Origin of the sequence: Peribacillus sp. TH14, assembly GCF_016651145.1 — a bacterium.
GTDB lineage: Bacteria > Bacillota > Bacilli > Bacillales > DSM-1321 > Peribacillus > Peribacillus butanolivorans.
In genome coordinates, this window is the sequence record NZ_JAEKEK010000001.1 from 1,071,496 (window position 1) to 1,088,261 (window position 16,766).

At 38.1% G+C, this 16,766-nt stretch carries 15 protein-coding genes; all 15 read right to left on the minus strand.

The features are described from left to right. Positions 1-182: 182 nt before the first annotated feature. Positions 183-1,613, minus strand: coding sequence for an MDR family MFS transporter (locus tag JFU50_RS05335; RefSeq protein ID WP_116821497.1), 1,431 nt, complete (start codon positions 1,611-1,613; stop codon positions 183-185). Positions 1,614-1,675: 62 nt separating this feature from the next. Then, positions 1,676-2,248, minus strand: coding sequence for a TetR/AcrR family transcriptional regulator (locus tag JFU50_RS05340; protein ID WP_053344623.1), 573 nt, complete (start codon positions 2,246-2,248; stop codon positions 1,676-1,678). Between the two features lie 268 nt (positions 2,249-2,516). Further along, entirely contained in the window at positions 2,517-2,609 is a 93-nt protein-coding gene (locus tag JFU50_RS31925) for a putative holin-like toxin (protein ID WP_223305372.1), read from the minus strand. 316 nt (positions 2,610-2,925) lie between these two features. After that, complete coding sequence (locus JFU50_RS05345) at positions 2,926-3,903, minus strand: 5-oxoprolinase subunit C family protein (RefSeq protein ID WP_201221975.1); 978 nt, start codon at positions 3,901-3,903, stop codon at positions 2,926-2,928. Beyond that, on the minus strand, positions 3,904-4,779 hold the full coding sequence (locus JFU50_RS05350) for a 5-oxoprolinase subunit B family protein (protein WP_201182478.1): 876 nt from the start codon (positions 4,777-4,779) through the stop codon (positions 3,904-3,906). It lies immediately after the preceding gene. An 18-nt stretch (positions 4,780-4,797) separates the two neighbouring features. Beyond that, the gene (locus JFU50_RS05355; protein WP_342214683.1) at positions 4,798-6,852 is read right to left on the minus strand and encodes a sigma-54 interaction domain-containing protein; all 2,055 of its coding nucleotides are present in this window, start codon (positions 6,850-6,852) and stop codon (positions 4,798-4,800) included. Between the two features lie 368 nt (positions 6,853-7,220). After that, complete coding sequence (locus tag JFU50_RS05360; RefSeq protein ID WP_201182482.1) at positions 7,221-7,985, minus strand: LamB/YcsF family protein; 765 nt, start codon at positions 7,983-7,985, stop codon at positions 7,221-7,223. A 5-nt stretch (positions 7,986-7,990) separates the two neighbouring features. After that, on the minus strand, positions 7,991-9,346 hold the full coding sequence (locus JFU50_RS05365) for an acetyl-CoA carboxylase biotin carboxylase subunit (protein WP_201221977.1): 1,356 nt from the start codon (positions 9,344-9,346) through the stop codon (positions 7,991-7,993). 31 nt (positions 9,347-9,377) lie between these two features. Further along, the gene (locus tag JFU50_RS05370) at positions 9,378-9,626 is read right to left on the minus strand and encodes an acetyl-CoA carboxylase (protein WP_053344618.1); all 249 of its coding nucleotides are present in this window, start codon (positions 9,624-9,626) and stop codon (positions 9,378-9,380) included. Next, positions 9,619-10,617: a 5-oxoprolinase subunit C family protein gene (locus JFU50_RS05375; protein ID WP_201182486.1), complete on the minus strand. Its 999-nt coding sequence runs from the start codon at positions 10,615-10,617 to the stop codon at positions 9,619-9,621. Before JFU50_RS05375 ends, JFU50_RS05370 begins: the two co-directional genes overlap by 8 nt. Next, positions 10,614-11,483 (minus strand): 5-oxoprolinase subunit B family protein, encoded by an 870-nt coding sequence (locus JFU50_RS05380; protein WP_201221979.1) that lies wholly within the window; start codon positions 11,481-11,483, stop codon positions 10,614-10,616. The genes JFU50_RS05375 and JFU50_RS05380 overlap by 4 nt, the downstream gene beginning before the upstream one ends. Positions 11,484-11,819: 336 nt before the next feature. Beyond that, positions 11,820-12,809 carry a D-2-hydroxyacid dehydrogenase gene (locus JFU50_RS05385; RefSeq protein ID WP_201182490.1) on the minus strand — a complete coding sequence of 330 codons (990 nt, stop codon included), beginning with the start codon at positions 12,807-12,809 and terminating at the stop codon, positions 11,820-11,822. A gap of 174 nt (positions 12,810-12,983) precedes the next feature. Continuing rightward, positions 12,984-13,745 carry a class II aldolase/adducin family protein gene (locus JFU50_RS05390; protein WP_201182492.1) on the minus strand — a complete coding sequence of 254 codons (762 nt, stop codon included), beginning with the start codon at positions 13,743-13,745 and terminating at the stop codon, positions 12,984-12,986. A 45-nt stretch (positions 13,746-13,790) separates the two neighbouring features. Beyond that, positions 13,791-15,212: a sodium:solute symporter gene (locus tag JFU50_RS05395; protein ID WP_057218010.1), complete on the minus strand. Its 1,422-nt coding sequence runs from the start codon at positions 15,210-15,212 to the stop codon at positions 13,791-13,793. A gap of 104 nt (positions 15,213-15,316) precedes the next feature. Beyond that, on the minus strand, positions 15,317-16,315 hold the full coding sequence (gene speB, locus JFU50_RS05400) for an agmatinase (RefSeq protein ID WP_201221981.1): 999 nt from the start codon (positions 16,313-16,315) through the stop codon (positions 15,317-15,319). Positions 16,316-16,766 lie beyond the last annotated feature (451 nt).

Sequence of the window (16,766 nt, forward strand, 5' to 3'; positions counted from 1 at the left end):
AGGGATGACAAGTGGTTGACCCTTATTCCTCTAAAATTTTATATGTTTTCTTGTTCAACTACCCTGCCTTAGCTCAAAATCAACAACATCCTTTAACAGAGCCAAACAAACAATAAAAAAGCCAGACAGAGAAACTCCATTCCCTGCTGGCTTCTTTATGTTATTACGTTAAGAGATCTTCCTTATTTATCGCGAGCTGTTTTAATAAAGAACGACACAATCAAACCGACGATTGCAAGGACTAGACCGAAAACAAAGGCATCCTGAACACCTGCAGTCAATGAACCGCTAATGGTTGATGGGTCAAATGGGTCTTCTACACTAGCCATATAGTTCTTTTGAGATGCTGACATGATGGTAATAGCAACCGTCGTACCAATGGCTCCCGATACTTGTTGTAATGTATTCATAAGAGCCGTTCCATCTGGATAAAGATTTTTCGGCAGTTGATTCAGCCCATTTGTCTGAGCAGGCATCATGACCATCGAAACACCAATCATAAGGAAAGTATGCATGACGATTACCATAATGATAGAGGTTTCAGTCGTTACGTTCGTCAAAGTCCATAACATAGCAATCATGATAATAAAGCCTGGAATCACTAGCCCTCTTGGTCCAAATTTATCAAAAATGCGCCCCGTAATTGGAGACATGAAACCATTCAGTACGCCACCTGGTAAAAGTACAAGACCTGCTGAAAACGCAGCTAACGCTAGCCCAGTTTGCAAGTATAATGGTAATAGGATCATAGATGACATGATAATCATGAAGGTAATGAAGACGGTTATTAACCCTAGCGTGAACATAGGATATTTAAAAACACGCAAGTCAATCATCGGTTTATCCATGTTGAATTGTCTTACAGCAAACAGGAATAGCGCTACAAGGCCTACAATGATCGAGGATAGAACGATCGCATTTCTCCATCCTTGATCTCCTACAATACTAAAGCCATAAACTATTCCCCCAAAACCAATGGTCGATAAAATAATGGATGGTACATCGATTTTAGGCTTGGTGATCGTTGAAACGTTTTGCATATACTTGAGACCAAATAGTAAAGCGATCACAAAGAACGGCAAAGACACCCAGAAAATAAAATGCCAAGTCAGATTTTCGATGATCAAACCTGAAACTGTCGGTCCGATGGCTGGTGCAAACATGATCACGAGCCCCATCAACCCCATGGTTGCTCCCCTTTTATGAATTGGGAAAATTACCAAAATGGTATTAAACATAAGAGGAAGTAAAAGTCCCGTTCCGACTGCCTGGATGACACGAGCTAGCATTAATAGGCCGAAACCAGGTGCTATTGCAGCAATGAGCGTTCCGATAATAGAGAACACCATTGATGCAATGAATAATTGACGAGTATTAAACCACTGAATCAAGAGCCCCGAAACTGGAACCAATATCCCCAATGTTAATAGATACCCCGTTGTCAGCCATTGCACAGTAGAAGGACTAACATTAAATTCCTGTATTAAATCGCCAAGTGCCATATTTAAAGCTGTCTCACTAAATAACCCAATGAACCCTGCAATTAAAAAAGAGATTAATATAGGGGTCGTTCTAATGACTGGGTTTTGTTGCTGTGTTGCATCTGTAGACATAAAAAAATTCCTCCAATTACTAACTGCATCGACCTAAGCTTATAATAATTTTTCCGTATGACTTATTTATTTATCAACAATAATGGTATCTGCTCCGCAATAGCGTGGAGAGGTTCCCCACTTTTCGCCGTTAAAGATAAAAGAATACCACCTTCTATTAAAGCGTTAATGACGATACTCAAATCCTTAGACCGCTTCTCACTGTATCCTGCCTCATGTAATTTTTTCACATAAATAGATTGCCAATCCGTTACAGCTTCTTGACAGGCCATTCTTATAGGCTCACTTGTCGTATATGTTTCAGCCGCTATTGTTCCGATTGGCAAGCCTAAAAGATTACCATTTTCGCCAAAAACCTCGGATAATTGATAAATATGAGCCTGAATTGCTTTAATAGGGTCTTCAATTTCATCAAATTCTCGCTGAATTTCACCTACAACCATTTCTTTTGTATGATTAATCGCCTCAATAGCCAATTCTTCTTTTCCTTTAGGAAAATAATGATACAGCGAGCCTTTAGGAATACCACTTTCCTCAATAATGTCCTTAAGCCCTACACCATAATATCCACGTATTCGAAAAAGTCGAGAAGCAGCTTCAATCAGAACTTCTTTTGAGCTTCTTTTGTCTGCCATAGCTGAATCACTCCTTAAAATTATATCAACCGGTCTATTAGAACTATACTGACACATCATTTTTTTGTCAATGTAGATAGCAACAATGATAGGATTTGCTTTGATTCAGGTATACCTATCAACAACAAAAAGAACACCTCATTGGGTGTTCTCTGCAAGTAAAAAGAATCGGAAAACTTTTACCATCCTTAGGACACTGGCCTTTTTAATAAAAACATTTCCATCAATAGAATAACGGACTATCGTTTAAAAACATATATCGGTATCTTCAAGGATTCTTGTCATGATTTTTAAAATCAAGAATAGCAATTACAAACATGCCAAAGCTTAGCATTAGGGAAAGAACTTCAAAAGTACCCACTCATACATCGCCTCCTTACATCAAGCATTTCCTGATCAGAGATTGTCCTATACAGGAAAACATGAAGTACTGACATTTCAATGGCAATAGTGCATTAATAATAAAAAAAGAGCACACCCAGTAAGAGTGTGCTCTCGTAATAATCATGTTCATTGAAAAATCGAAAGTTCATATTAATAGGAAGTTGACTTCAATCTAAACACTGACTAGAAGCTCTTGATTTCCGCTTCTGCTATCGAGTTATTTTGAGCCTCTTCATTTAATACTCATACATCCTGCTCCAGTTATTATTTTGGTACAAAGTTTAAGTCATTACTTACCTTTTAATAAGACCGACCAGCGTTTCCATCCTTTTTCTTCTTTCTGCTCGCGTTTGGATGGCCTGGTCAATAGTAACTGTGATGAAGTGACATTTCGATAAAGGTCTAGATTGAGAAATTAAATCTAAATCTTGGCTTATGACGGTTCCTATTGTAACAAAACCCCCTCCTGTCATTGCATCATTATGTAAAACAATCAGTTCTTCCTCATTTGTAAACATAATAGATCCTATAGGATACGCAAAATCAACAACATTCGAAAAACTAGTTCCTGCACCGAATGGTGGATATTGCTCAGTGAATGACACTCTTGGGCCAGTATATCGGTAAGCAACCCGGTTGGATTCATGCGAAACGATCCATTCCGAATTGAGGAAAGTTTTTAACCCTTGATCGCTCAATAAGTAACCCGATAACCCCATCGTGACACGTAATTCTTGAAAATCATTAAAGGTTGGGACGAATTCTAGTGGAGCAGATTTACCAACCTGTTTTGAAGCCCCTGGCAATGGTTCATTAATCTGTATTCTATCGCCTACAGCTAACTTTCTGCCATCAAAGCCCCCAATCTGGCTTAGTTCGTAGGTTGATTTACTACCTAAAACATCTTGAACCTTTATGCCACCAGAGATACTTAAATAACTTTTCACCCCTTGTTGGCAAGCTTTTATCGTTAAAATGTCTCCTTCTTTTACTTGGTGGGTTTCCCAGAAAGATAATCGTTGGTGATTTAAGTATGCTTCCATTGGAGCACCTGTAAGGGCAATAATTAAATTTCTATGAAATTCAAACTCTCCCCCTAATAATGTCATCTCAAGTGATGCAAACTCAGCAGGATTTCCTACAAGTAGGTTCCCAATAATAAATGAATATTTATCAGCTGCTCCTGATGGCGGTACGCCCAGATGATACTTCCCGACGCGTCCCAAGTCCTGTACCGTTGTCCATAACCCAGGCTCCTTAATTTCTATCATTTAAAAATCCTCCATGAGCTCATCGATATACTTTTTTCCTTTTTGTACATATTCAAGTGGAGAAAGATCAATTTCTTTTACTTTATTATGATACGTTCCAGCACGTACGCTGCTTTCGATCTCATTATATTCGGATTCCTTAACAGGACGATACTTCCATATATCTCCTGGTCTTGCCAAAAAAGAAGTCTCTTCTAATGGGTTTGTTTTATCTACTAAAGGGATAGCTGATCGTCCTATTAGTTGATAGCTACCTGGTCCATTGACTGGATAAATCACATTGAATGCACCACCTATACCAATGCCTCTTTCCGGCGTTTCTGTACGGGGACTATTATATTTTGGTGCTTGAATGATCTCATTTGGCTGCAATCCAAGCGGAAAATGCCAACCCGTTCCTGGCAGAAATCCAACCATTGTAATTAAATAGGGTGTGTCTGAATGAGATTTTATAAATGATTCTTTGTCTGTAAACCCATTTACTTTCATCACATATTCAAAGTCTGTTAAGTCAGGGGCAGGGTGTCTGCTCTTAAAACGCATGGAATATTCTCTTGACACTGGATCGTCGTACCATGCTGGAATTTCTACTATTCGTACTGATAAATTTAACTTTTCAGGATTGCTTTTCGTCAAATCTATTTCTTTTAAATAGTCCAGCAAATCTCTTGCTGAGACGATGTCCGGGTTATAACGAACTAAATAGGAGGCATTGGATGAAACAATATCAATAACGCCTGGAATCTCTCTTTTTCTCAGCTCCTCCGTCACCGCAATTGCTTTAAAGTTACTCTCAATCCTCATATCACGAGAAATTTCAGCATATATGTATTCGTCTCCACCGAAATTAAAATGAGTTTCAGGCAAATTAAACAATAATTGTCGCCCCCTTTATTATTTCAACTTTTTCATCCGCCTGCTTATTGTCGCAGGACTAACACCTAGTACTTTAGATAATTTATCGGCAGTGCCGTATTTTTGCATCCCTCTTTGAATAAGTTGAGTTTCTAATTCTTCTACCGCTTCTTTAAGTGGCATTATTTCTAAAACCATTAGTTGTGTTTTCTTTTTTTGAACTTCCCCGTACAGAAATTTCAATGCATGTTCTCGTTTTATCCATTCTCCCTCGCCTAATAACGTTAATCGCTCCACTATATTTTGAAGTTCTCTTACATTTCCCGGCCATGCATATGTCTCTAAAACTTCAATAGCTTCTGGGGTGAAGCTTTTCTTGATATCATACATTTTTTTAAATTGTTCCAGAAAATAAATGGCCAAGGGAAAGATATCTTCTTTTCGCTCACGTAATGGCGGAATACTAAATGGAATAACATATAATCGGTAGTATAAATCCTCCCTGAATTCACCTTGGTTCACCAACTCTCGTAAATCCTTATTCGTTGCCGTTATAATTCGAACATTTACAGGTTTCGGCTGGGTCCCGCCAATTCTAGTCACTTCTCGTTCCTGCAACACACGTAATAGCTTCACTTGCATATTTAAAGGGAGTTCACCAATTTCATCGAGAAAAAGCGTGCTGTTATCAGCAATCTCAAACAAGCCTGCTTTCCCATTTTTATCTGCACCAGTAAATGCCCCTTTCTCATAACCGAACAATTCACTTTCTATGAGATTCTCTGGAATTGCACCGCAGTTAATCCTAACTAGCTGCTTGTTACTCCTTGGACTGGCTGAATGGATATGGTGAACAAATACTTCTTTCCCAACACCGGATTCACCTTCGAGTAAAATTGTCGAATTAAATTGGGCTACTCTCTTTATCTCTACTACTAAGCGCTCAATTGTTTTCGAACGATAAACAAGTTGTTTTTCGTTAATGTTTAAATCATCATGATCTTGTAGCGGTTGAAAACCTTCGTCCGATTGATCTAAAATTGAGGATCTTTCTTGTGTAATGTCCCTTGAAAGTACAACTACTTTTTCTAATTTCCCTTCGTGGTATACCGGGGTTGCGACCGACCAGACTCTACTTTTCCCCATGGAATCCTGAATCGATGTAACCTTTTTCATTTGTTTCTTGCATAGTTCAAAAACATTAGGCTGAAAAATGTTTTTTCTAGTAAACTCACTTATATGCTTACCAATTATGTTTTCTGGATTATCCACTTTCCAAAAATCGTGAAGAAACATACCCGCTACTCGAATGATTTTGCCGCTTTCGTCAATGACGAGTATTTGTTCCTGGGAAGAAGCATAAACCGTTTGTAAATCAGAGTTCAGATTTCGAACAAAATCTAATTCTTTAACAGAATCCTCGAAAACTTCACGCGAGAAAAAAATATGTATGAGTCCTTTTATTTTATCTTCCATTCTTAAGGGGTAAAAATTCCCTACTGTATGTTTAAAGTTAATAGAGGCGTTCACATTTATAAGAGTTTCCCCAGTCATGACTCTATCAAGATTTTTATCGATAGTTAAAAGCATTTTATAGTCTCGAAACTGTAAAAATGAACGGTGAAGACCTAAAATACTTTCTGCTGTTTCATTAATGTATTCTATTTGATAATCGATATTTGTTCGGACAATTCCTACTCCAGCTCCATGTAAAAGGAGATTTAAATCCTTCAAATTCAACTCACTGATTTTATTCCGTGCTTGTTCAATTGTAGTGTAGCCGACAATTTCTCCATTAGCATCTTCCCCTATAATCAGAGAAACGTTATGGAAAAATTCAACAGGCGTGAACTGTGGGACTTTTAAAATATCATTTTTATAGCTAATCGGCTGTGATAAGTCTTCCTTTTGAGCAATTTGGTGCATTAGAATCTCCATTGTGCTATAGCCCACTAAAGACCCCTTATCCTTTACAAACACAATATTCGCTTTATGATCTGATAATTTTTGAATGACAGATCCAATAGTGCTCTGAATATTAACATATACTGAAATCGGTTTAAGAATATCGTTCCAAATAATCAACTTACTCACCCCTCCCGATAACTAAATCTTTATTTTATTATACTTTTTATAGATAAGGATATGAATTCAGAAGTATTTTAATATATATATAATTTTGATTATTAGGTCAATTATATCTTTTATTAAGTATCTGAAATTCCAACGACAAGTGAAAGAGCTAGGGCTTAGTTTGAGAAGTTTACAAATTAATTGAAGAGTGTCTAGAGGAATACAATTACAATACAATTCGTTATATTGGGGGCTAAACAGAATGACTCCGGCATTCAATACCGGAGTCATCTACTAGTCGACTAATCTATAAATCCTTTTTAAAGAGCATAGTTCAATATTTAGAGGCCAACTACTATACCAATATACATTTTAGGACCAGTACCTTACTAGATAATCTTTTTAATAGGTACAATCTCGACGCCGCCCTCTTTTAAAGCTTCTACAACCTTTTTAGCCAGAGTCGGCGCTCCTGGTGTATCTCCATGAATACAAATGGTCTCTGCTTTAATGGAAACATCTTTTCCATCGTGTGTGATGACTCTTCCTTCTTTGACCATACGAACAACTCGCTGCGCCATTTCTTCATAATCATTGATTTGTGCGCCTGTTCTCGTTAACAAAATGGACCCGCTTTCAGTATGCTCCCGGTCAGCATAAGCTTCTTTTGCAACAGGGACACCCATTTTTATCGCTTCTTCCATCACTTCAGATTGGCTAAGTGCAAATATGACCATATTTGGATCGATAGCATGAATTGCTTCTAATATTGCTCGTGCTATAGTCTTATCTTCCATTGCTTTCATAAATAAAGCTCCGTGTGGTTTACAATGCTGGATTTTGACATCTGCTGCAGCACTGAATTCTCTTAAAGCACCTACTTGATACATCACATAGTCTTTAATTTCTAAGGGTGTACAGGTCATGAAGCGACGACCGAAGCCCAATAAATCAGGAAACCCTGGATGCGCACCAATCCCAACATCATATTTCTTTGCTAGTTCCACTGTTTTTCTCATAACATGGGGATCTCCGGCATGAAAACCACATGCAATATTAGCCGAGGTAATGGACTGCATTAATTCTTCATCATTACCTAATTCATAAAGACCGAAGCTTTCACCCATATCACAGTTCAAATCTACCTTAAACATTGTTTTCACCCCTCAAGCACTTGAATTTTATTTTCTGCCAAAAATTGAGTCGTATAATTACCACGTATAAACTGGTTATTTTTCATGATTTGTTTTAAAAGCATGAGGTTTGTTTTAACTCCCTGTACGTCAATCTCATCAAGGACTCGCTGCATTTTTTCGATTGCTTGATCACGTGTGATGCCGTGTACAATAATTTTACCGATCATCGGATCATAAAAAGGGGTCACCGCACTGCCTTCAATGATGCCAAAATCGAACCTTACATCGTTTTCAGGTAATTTCAACCTAGAAATTACTCCAGGACTAGGAAAGAAAGTATTAGGATCCTCTGCATAAAGTCTGCATTCAATCGCGTGTCCTGTTTTGTTTATCTCTTCCTGTGTGATTGTCAGTTTTTCCTTTGCAGCAATTTTTAACTGTAGTTCAACTAAATCCAGTCCCGTTATTTCTTCAGTTACTGGGTGTTCTACTTGCAGACGAGTATTCATTTCAAGAAAATAGAAGTTTTGATTTTCATCAAAAATGAATTCCATTGTGCCTACATTTGTATAGTCTATTTGTTTTACACCTCGAATGGCTGCATCTAACAATTCTTTTCTAAGGGTATCATTTAGAAATGGTGAAGGGCTTTCTTCTATCACCTTTTGATTTCGGCGCTGGACTGAACATTCCCGTTCAAATAAATGTAAGACATTTCCGTATGTATCAGCGACAATTTGCACTTCAATATGGCGGGGTTTTGAAATCCATTTTTCTAAAAAGACAGTTCCATCCTTAAAAAATGAAGTAGCTTGTTGCTTCGTCGCATCAAACACTTTTATTAGCTCGGCATCATTTTGAACAAGCTGCATCCCAATACCACCACCACCGGCGCTAGCTTTTAACATGAGCGGGTAACCAAGATCGTTCGCAATCAGCAATGCTTCGTCAACTGACTCAATGCTTTTATCCGTACCTGGCACAACCCTTACGCCCGCCTTTTGCATTTGGGTACGAGCTTCAAGCTTACTGCCCATAATATGTATTGTTTCCGCAGAGGGACCGATAAAGACAATGTTTTCTTCCTCACATCTGCGTACAAATTCCGGATTTTCAGATAAGAATCCATACCCAGGATGAATAGCATCGGCATGTGTTTCTTTTGCTACCTGAATCACTTTTTCAATATCAAGATAACTCTTTTTCGCTTGAGCCGGACCTATGCATACAGCTTCAGTCGCTTCACTGACATAAGGAGCCTCTGCATCGGCTTCGGAATAGACAGCGACTGTTTGAATGCCTTCCTTATTACATGTACGAATAATTCTCCTAGCAATTTCCCCTCTGTTTGCAATCAGCACCTTTTTAAAATAGCCCATTTACTTTTCCTCCTTCCTTCCACAAAAATGATTACTGTTCAATGATTACCGCTATTTCCTGTCCAGCGTCTAGAAGGTCCTCGTCCTCAACAAAGAATTGCGCAAGAACCCCATCTGTTTCTGCTTTAATTTCATAGAAGTTTTTCATAACTTCCACCATAGCAAGAACATCGCCTGTCTTAACTGTATTTCCTTCTTTTACGTACACGTCTTTATCAGGAGCTGGTTTGCGATAAAATACTCCTGGGATTGGTGATAGAACTGTTTTTTGTTCAGCCATGATTGATTCCCCCTATTTGTCCTAATACTTGTTTTTTCATTTGATTGATTTTATCTTTGTATAATTTTCTCGCCTCAAGGGCTTCATTAATATCAACAGCAACAAACCGAACCTTCTCATTTGTTTTAATTTGAGCCATTTTGTCTAAATCCGTACTAATAATTGTACAAATCGTCGCATAGCCTCCACCTGTCACAGCATCGTTTAACAAAGCAATCGGTTCGACACCATCTGGTACTTGAATGGATCCGATTGGATACCCTAGATCAACCACATTTGAAGGGTTGCTACCGGCACCAAATGGTTGTTCACGCTCTACGAAATTCAAACGCTCCCCTTTAAAACGGTAGCCAACACGGTTTGCTTCCGTTGTAACCGTCCAATCGATGGAGAAAAAGCGTTTTTTACTTTCTTCAGTCAGGCGATAACTGCACAATCCTACAACAACACGAATCTCATTCGTTTTTGAGAAGACCGGAATCAATTCATCACTTATCCGTGTTCCAATCGCAATCTTTGATTGGTTAGCATTACCGATTTTCAAATGGTCCCCACCTTGGAGTGGCCTTCCTTCGAAACCTCCAATTCCGCACAAAGTATATGTGGACCGTGATTCCATAATAAGCGGCACTTCAATTCCGCCAGCTACCGCTAAATACACCCGGGCTCCTTGTTTAACAAAATCAAATGACAGCACATCTCCAGCCTTAACTTCTAAAGTTTCCCACATTGGAACATACTGATCATTAATCTTTGGCGGTATTTCCCCTCCTGCAATAGCAACGGTTACATCTTGTTGAAATTCTAAGACTGGCCCCATATAAGTAATCTCGAGAACAGCTGCATTTTCATCATTCCCAACAAGTAAGTTGCTTGCTCTGTATGAGTATTTATCCATGGCTCCCGATGGTGGCATCCCCACTTCATAAAATCCAATTCTTCCATAATCTTGAATAGTCGTTTGAAGTCCAGGATTAATAACTTTAATCATGCATATAACCTCCTTATCACAGATTCTGAAAACGCATTTGGATTTTCGAGAACATCTTTCGGTTTAAAGGTGATATCCTTCGTCAAATATCGGAATTCCCCATTTTCAACTTGTTTTCGAATATCTTCGTATTCCTCCATCGAAATGCTTCGATATCTAAAAACATCCCCTTGTCTAGGGAAGGTCATTGACTCTTTAAAATCATGTAAACGCTGCTCTTTTTCAAAAATCGGTGCTGCAGCAGTTCCAAACAATTGATAACCACCTGCACCTTGTACCGGATAAATAACAGCAAATGCACCTCCGAATCCGAATGCTCTCTCTGGCGTAAATGTTCGAGGACGGACATATTTAGGTGCTTCGATTTGCTTCTCGTTTGGAACCATTTGATAGCACCATGGCAACCCCGGTACAAAACCTATCATCGACACAAGATAAGGGGCATCCGTAATTGATTTAATTAAATCTTCTTTTGATTGAAAGCCATTTGTATGTGCCACATATTCAATATCTGTTGATGTTGGGTCCTGATGTCGATCTCTAAAACGCATTAATGCCTCATGTGTCCAAGGGTCTTCAAATAAAATGGGTACATCAACTGCACGTGCAGTTATTTCAAAGTTCTCCAACGTAACATCTTGTTCAAGTTCTTTCAATTTTGAAATTAAATCATCTGGATGAATGAGATCTGGATTAAACCGAATCATATAAGAAGCATTGGAAGGACAAATATCCAGTATTCCTGATACCTTTTTTTCTCGTAACGCCTTAGTAATTGCCATTGCTTTAAAATTCGTTTCAAGACTCATTGCCTCAGCTAATTCAACAAAAATAAACTCATCGCCGCCATATTCGTAACGGGTCAATGGACTTCACCTCATTTATTGGATTTATACTAGAACGTTGCAATATTCATGCCAAAACTGATAATCATATTATTTATCGATTTTTCAGACTATTAGACTAATAAAACGTCTAAACACCTTTAGTAATATTTCAATATTGAAATATTATCTTTCATAAATGCAATATATTAATAAATTACTAGATCATAAGGTCTAAAATATAAAAAAGACCACAAAGCGTTCTAGGCTTTTGCAGTCTCTCACATTTATGACTCTTGTTTCACATGTAAAATTTGAATTTTTCATATCCTCAAAATAATATCTATAAGGTATTTTTTTTCAACGAGCCCATTACTACTAATAACCCAGTTGTTTATGAACGACGTTTATCAGTGGCTTCCCCTCAGAAAAAAGCTTTAAATTTTGCAAAAATAACTCCATCACACGATCTAGATGTTTTGAAGAGTTGTATGCGTTATGTGGAGAAACTATTACATTTTCAAGCTGCCAAAAAGGATGATCTTTAGGTAAAGGCTCTACTTCAAACACATCAAGTGCTGCACCAGCTATGTGCCCATTGCTCAAACATTCAATTAAATCTCCATCGACAATGGTATTTCCGCGACCAACATTAACTAAGTAACTACCTTTTTTCATTTTATTTAACCGTTCTTTATTAAAAAAATAAGAGGTCTCTTTGGTAAATGGGAGAGCTAATACAATAAAATCTGATAGTGAAAGTACTTCATCCACTTGATCCATGCCCATAATCAAATCAGCAGGTTCATATTCTTTGTTCCTTTTGTCGGGGTTCCGACGACATCCTATCACTTTCATTCCAAGTACTTTACATCTTTTTGCAATTTCAAAGCCAATGTCACCATACCCGATTATGCCCACTGTTGCATTTTCAAGGTCCGTTACAGGAATTTCAACCCAATTTTTATTTATTTGATTTCGGATTATTGTATGCACACCTCTCGCTAACGAAGATAACATGGCAATTGTATGCTCGGCAATCGGAACAGACGTGCAGCCTTTTACATTGGTGATGATGATATCGCTGTTTTGAATGTCTTCATTCAGCATGGCCTCCATTCCCGCACTATCTGAATGGATCCATTTAATCTTTGGAGCCTTTTTAAGTATGTTAAGATTATCGTGAAGTCCCGACGTATAGAGGATATCGAACTTTGATAAATCTACAGTTGCCTGTGGTTCAGGTTCGCCGAATTCCCATGGTTCGACAACAACTTCAGAACAAATCTCTTTAAACTTGTTTATGTATTTTTCCGGTATATCGACCCTTACATAAAGTGAAGGAGCTGCTTTCTTAGAACTGGGCATTATTAAACCTCCTCAAGAACCTCTTGATTCCTTTTTTATTCATTGCAGGGGCGGCAATCTGTGAATTTGAATTCTTCTTCTAATTCATTCCATCTTCATTACAATAGGTGAAGCCCAACCAAGGACTTCACCGTTAGATTCTTTTTATCTTCTTTCCGGAATTACTTTTTATGTTCACTTCAAGAAATCTGGTTGCTCTTTTCTAATTCTATCCCAAAGAGGTTGAAAACTCAGCCATCCCTCATATTCAGTTCCCGTTTGTTCTGCTGTTAATTTGGCATACTCCTCTTCTATAAAAATGGGCTTACCTACAGATTCAGCCATAATCTGTGCTTGACATGAACGTTCCATGGTTATGAACCACCAAGCAGCTGAGTCTACAGATTGGCCCACTGTTAACAGCCCATGGTTGCGGAGAATGACAGCTTTGTATTGACCTAGAGCCCTAGCGATGCGTTTCCCTTCTTCAGATGCATACACCACACCAGTAAAATCATCAAATAATGCATGGTCATTATAGAATTGGCAGGCGTCTTGCGTAATCGGATCTAGTAATCTCCCTAAAGAAGACCATGTCTTTCCATAGACCGAATGAGCATGTGCCGCTGCAATGGCATCCGGTCGAGCTTTATGAATTTCTGAATGAATGGCAAAGGCAGCACCATTCACTGAATGTTCACCCTCTACAATATCACCTTTATGATTAACCAATATAAGATCTGAAACGGAAATTTGACTAAAATGCATCCCAAACGGATTGACCCAGAAATGGTCTGTATATTTAGGATCACGAACCGTAATATGTCCAGCTATCCCCTCGTCGAAACCAAATTTTGAAAAAAGACGGAATGAAGCTGCCAATCTTTCTTTCCGATGATTACGTTCTTCTACCAATGTATTGAATGTTGCTGGTTCCAAGGAAATTGTCTTTGTCATTTTTCTTTCCCCCTTAAATCATTTTTTGCTCGTTTGGGTGTATCATCAATTAGCTATGGTATCCACGTCGTCATTACCTTTTACATCTTGATTTATTTCATTCTTGGAACTCATTAAAGTAAGTATTGTAATAACCACAAAACTAGTAGCGAGCCCGTACAGAATTGGTTGAGTGGAGGACGGCCCATTAATCACCAATCCCACAATAATAACGATCATACTAGCTAGAATGGAGTAAAATGCAGCTGTAGCCGTGACTCTCTTCCAAAAGAATCCAAGAATGATCGGAAAGAACACAGCACCGGATAAAATTGCGTAAGCTACATCTAATGCAACTAAAATGTCTTGAATCCATATCGAAACGATTATGGTCAATACACCAATCGTTAAAGTTGTAATCCGAGATGTTTTTAAAAATTGACGTTCACTCATTCCTGGACCGATATATTTTTTAATGATGTCATTAACAACTAAAGTAGATGAAGCAAGCAATGTTCCTGAAGCAGTGGACATAAGAGCGGAGACCACACTTGCAATGACAACACCTAATAGACCCGCAGGTAAAGTTTCCATTGCTATACTAGTAAAAGCATTTTGTGGATCGCCTAAATTAGGAAGGATAATAAAAGCGCACATTCCAATGATACTGATTGCAATCGCGTAAAAAACACTATATATTCCTGCTCCAACCGTTCCGCCACGAGAAATCGCTTTGGTTCGTGCGGTAAAAAGACGCTGCCAAATATCTTGACCCACAACTACCCCTAAGGTAAATAGTAAAAAATATTGAAAAATTGTCTCTCCGCCAATGTTGCCTAACTCGAAATGTGATGCAGGGAGATTCTCTTTAAGTGAGCCCCACCCTCCTGCCTTAGAGATGCTCATTGGAAGCATGATAAAGAAAATACCGATCGTCATAATGACGAATTGCACTACATCAGTCATAGTGACTGACCACATTCCTCCTAATATTGTATAAAATAAAACGATTCCACCCCCGACTATCATGGAAATTGTTAAATTCCAACCAGCCAAAACATGTAAAATCGTCCCCATTCCAATCACTTGCGTTACAGTCAACATAAATGTATAGATAACCGAGACTAAGGCACTGATCAATCGTGTTTGTGAATTGTAACGCTTCTCCAACATTTCACTAATCGTCAAAACTTTTAAATCAAATATCTTATTTGTTAAAAATAACCCTATTGCGATAATGCCTAGCCCGATCATTACCACTAGCCAAATACCGGATATTCCAAACTGATAACCTAACTTTGCTGTTCCTAAAGTAGAAGCGCCCCCTAATATTACAGCAGCTAAACATGATAAATACATAAAATGCCCTAGATTACGCCCAGCTACAATGAAATCATCTGCTGTTTTTGCCCGTTTAGATCCAATTACTCCTACAATGATTAAAACAGAAAAATATAGAATCATGATCGTTATATCCAAAATATGCATTTACACATCTCCTTTTGCGGTTGTTTGGTTTAATATATCGCTGTGTTTTAAAGATGGAAGGAATGGCATTTCCACTGATTCCTTCCATCCATTTGAAAAGGAAATCATTTGTTAAGCTGTGTTTCCAAATCTTCCACTCTCTCTTTTTTCTCCATTTTTTCTTTTTTTGCAAGAGCAATAAGTGTGATGAACTCATAGACAATATTAGCGGCGGCGGCAGCGGTGATTTGTCCGTGATCGTATGCAGGTAAAACCTCAACAAGGTCAAATCCTACAAAATCTATATTCGTCAATCCTCTTACAAAGGTTAAAGCATCATCAATGTTGGCCCCTGAAACTTCCGGTGTCCCCGTTCCAGGTGCATAAACAGGATCTAGAAAATCAATATCAAAGGATAAAAAGACAGGGCCATTTGCTACTCGCTCATGAATGACCTCTAGCATTTTCTCAACACCCATTCGTTTATAATCGTTCGTCGTATAAACGCCTAAGCCTAAATCCCGAGCATCCTGAAGATCCTCCGGTCCGTACAGACCGCCCCTCATTCCAATTTGAAGAGATCTAGATACATCTATGAGACCTTCTTCTATTGCGCGGCGAAAAACGGTTCCATGATTATATTTTTGATCAAAATAGCTATCCCATGTATCGGAGTGGGCATCGAATTGAAGCAGGGCAACTGGCCCATGTTTTTTTACGATTGCGCGTAACTCTCCTAGAGTAATAGAATGATCGCCTCCTAATGAAATAGGAATGATCCCTTTTTCAATAACAGGAGTAAGTTCTTCTTCAATCTTTTTATATGTTTCAGAAATATAGCCCGGAATGATTGGAATATCCCCATAATCAATCCCTGAAATATAATCAAAAATGTTAATATCCTGTTCAGGGTTATAAGGACGCAAAAGAATCGAAAAATCGCGAATAGCTTCTGGGCCAAATCTTGCCCCCGTTCTAAATGATTGCCCTGAATCAAATGGAATACCCGTAATGACAAAATCCATATGTTCATCTAGCTGTTCAACAAATGGAAGCCGCATAAATGTGCGCACTCCACAAAAACGGGGTGATTTGAATGAGTCCTTCGGTTGATACTTCATCATGTAATATCCTCCTAAATTCCTACTATATTTGTATAATTACAAATTCCATTCCTGCCACAACCTTGGCATATATTCTAATGTGATTTTTAAAATATACTTTACGGTTAGCTAGGAAGGAACACTCTCAGATTGTCATAGTAAATCTATCGATTAAAAGTATTACCATGTGCTCAAGCACCTGTTTTTTCTATTGCAACTATTTTTGTAGACTTAATTAGAACGCCGTATTTGAGACCCTCACGTGTGAAAACTATTGTAGACGCACTGGCAATATGTACTGGATATTTGCTACAGCATAGTAAACACCCCCATGTTTTTCATAATTTTCATCTTACCTATTACTTAAGCAAGATTCGCGCCAACTTTTTTCAGATAATTACGACGATTTTAGCTATTTTTTTATAAGCATTTGATTTAAAATTAAATCAAATCCTAATTCCCTAATTTAATT

Bases quoted from the DNA above. Each gene is read 5' to 3' on its own strand.
- JFU50_RS05345 (WP_201221975.1), bottom strand. From the start codon at position 3,903: ATGATAGAAATTAAGGAGCCTGGGTTATGGACAACGGTACAGGACTTG.
- JFU50_RS05385 (WP_201182490.1), bottom strand. From the start codon at position 12,809: ATGCCCAGTTCTAAGAAAGCAGCTCCTTCACTTTATGTAAGGGTCGAT.
- JFU50_RS05395 (WP_057218010.1), bottom strand. From the start codon at position 15,212: ATGCATATTTTGGATATAACGATCATGATTCTATATTTTTCTGTTTTA.
- JFU50_RS05360 (WP_201182482.1), bottom strand. From the start codon at position 7,985: ATGTTTAAGGTAGATTTGAACTGTGATATGGGTGAAAGCTTCGGTCTT.
- JFU50_RS05365 (WP_201221977.1), bottom strand. From the start codon at position 9,346: ATGGGCTATTTTAAAAAGGTGCTGATTGCAAACAGAGGGGAAATTGCT.
- JFU50_RS05340 (WP_053344623.1), bottom strand. From the start codon at position 2,248: ATGGCAGACAAAAGAAGCTCAAAAGAAGTTCTGATTGAAGCTGCTTCT.
- JFU50_RS05390 (WP_201182492.1), bottom strand. From the start codon at position 13,745: ATGACAAAGACAATTTCCTTGGAACCAGCAACATTCAATACATTGGTA.
- speB (WP_201221981.1), bottom strand. From the start codon at position 16,315: ATGATGAAGTATCAACCGAAGGACTCATTCAAATCACCCCGTTTTTGT.
- JFU50_RS05370 (WP_053344618.1), bottom strand. From the start codon at position 9,626: ATGGCTGAACAAAAAACAGTTCTATCACCAATCCCAGGAGTATTTTAT.
- JFU50_RS05335 (WP_116821497.1), bottom strand. From the start codon at position 1,613: ATGTCTACAGATGCAACACAGCAACAAAACCCAGTCATTAGAACGACC.
- JFU50_RS05375 (WP_201182486.1), bottom strand. From the start codon at position 10,617: ATGATTAAAGTTATTAATCCTGGACTTCAAACGACTATTCAAGATTAT.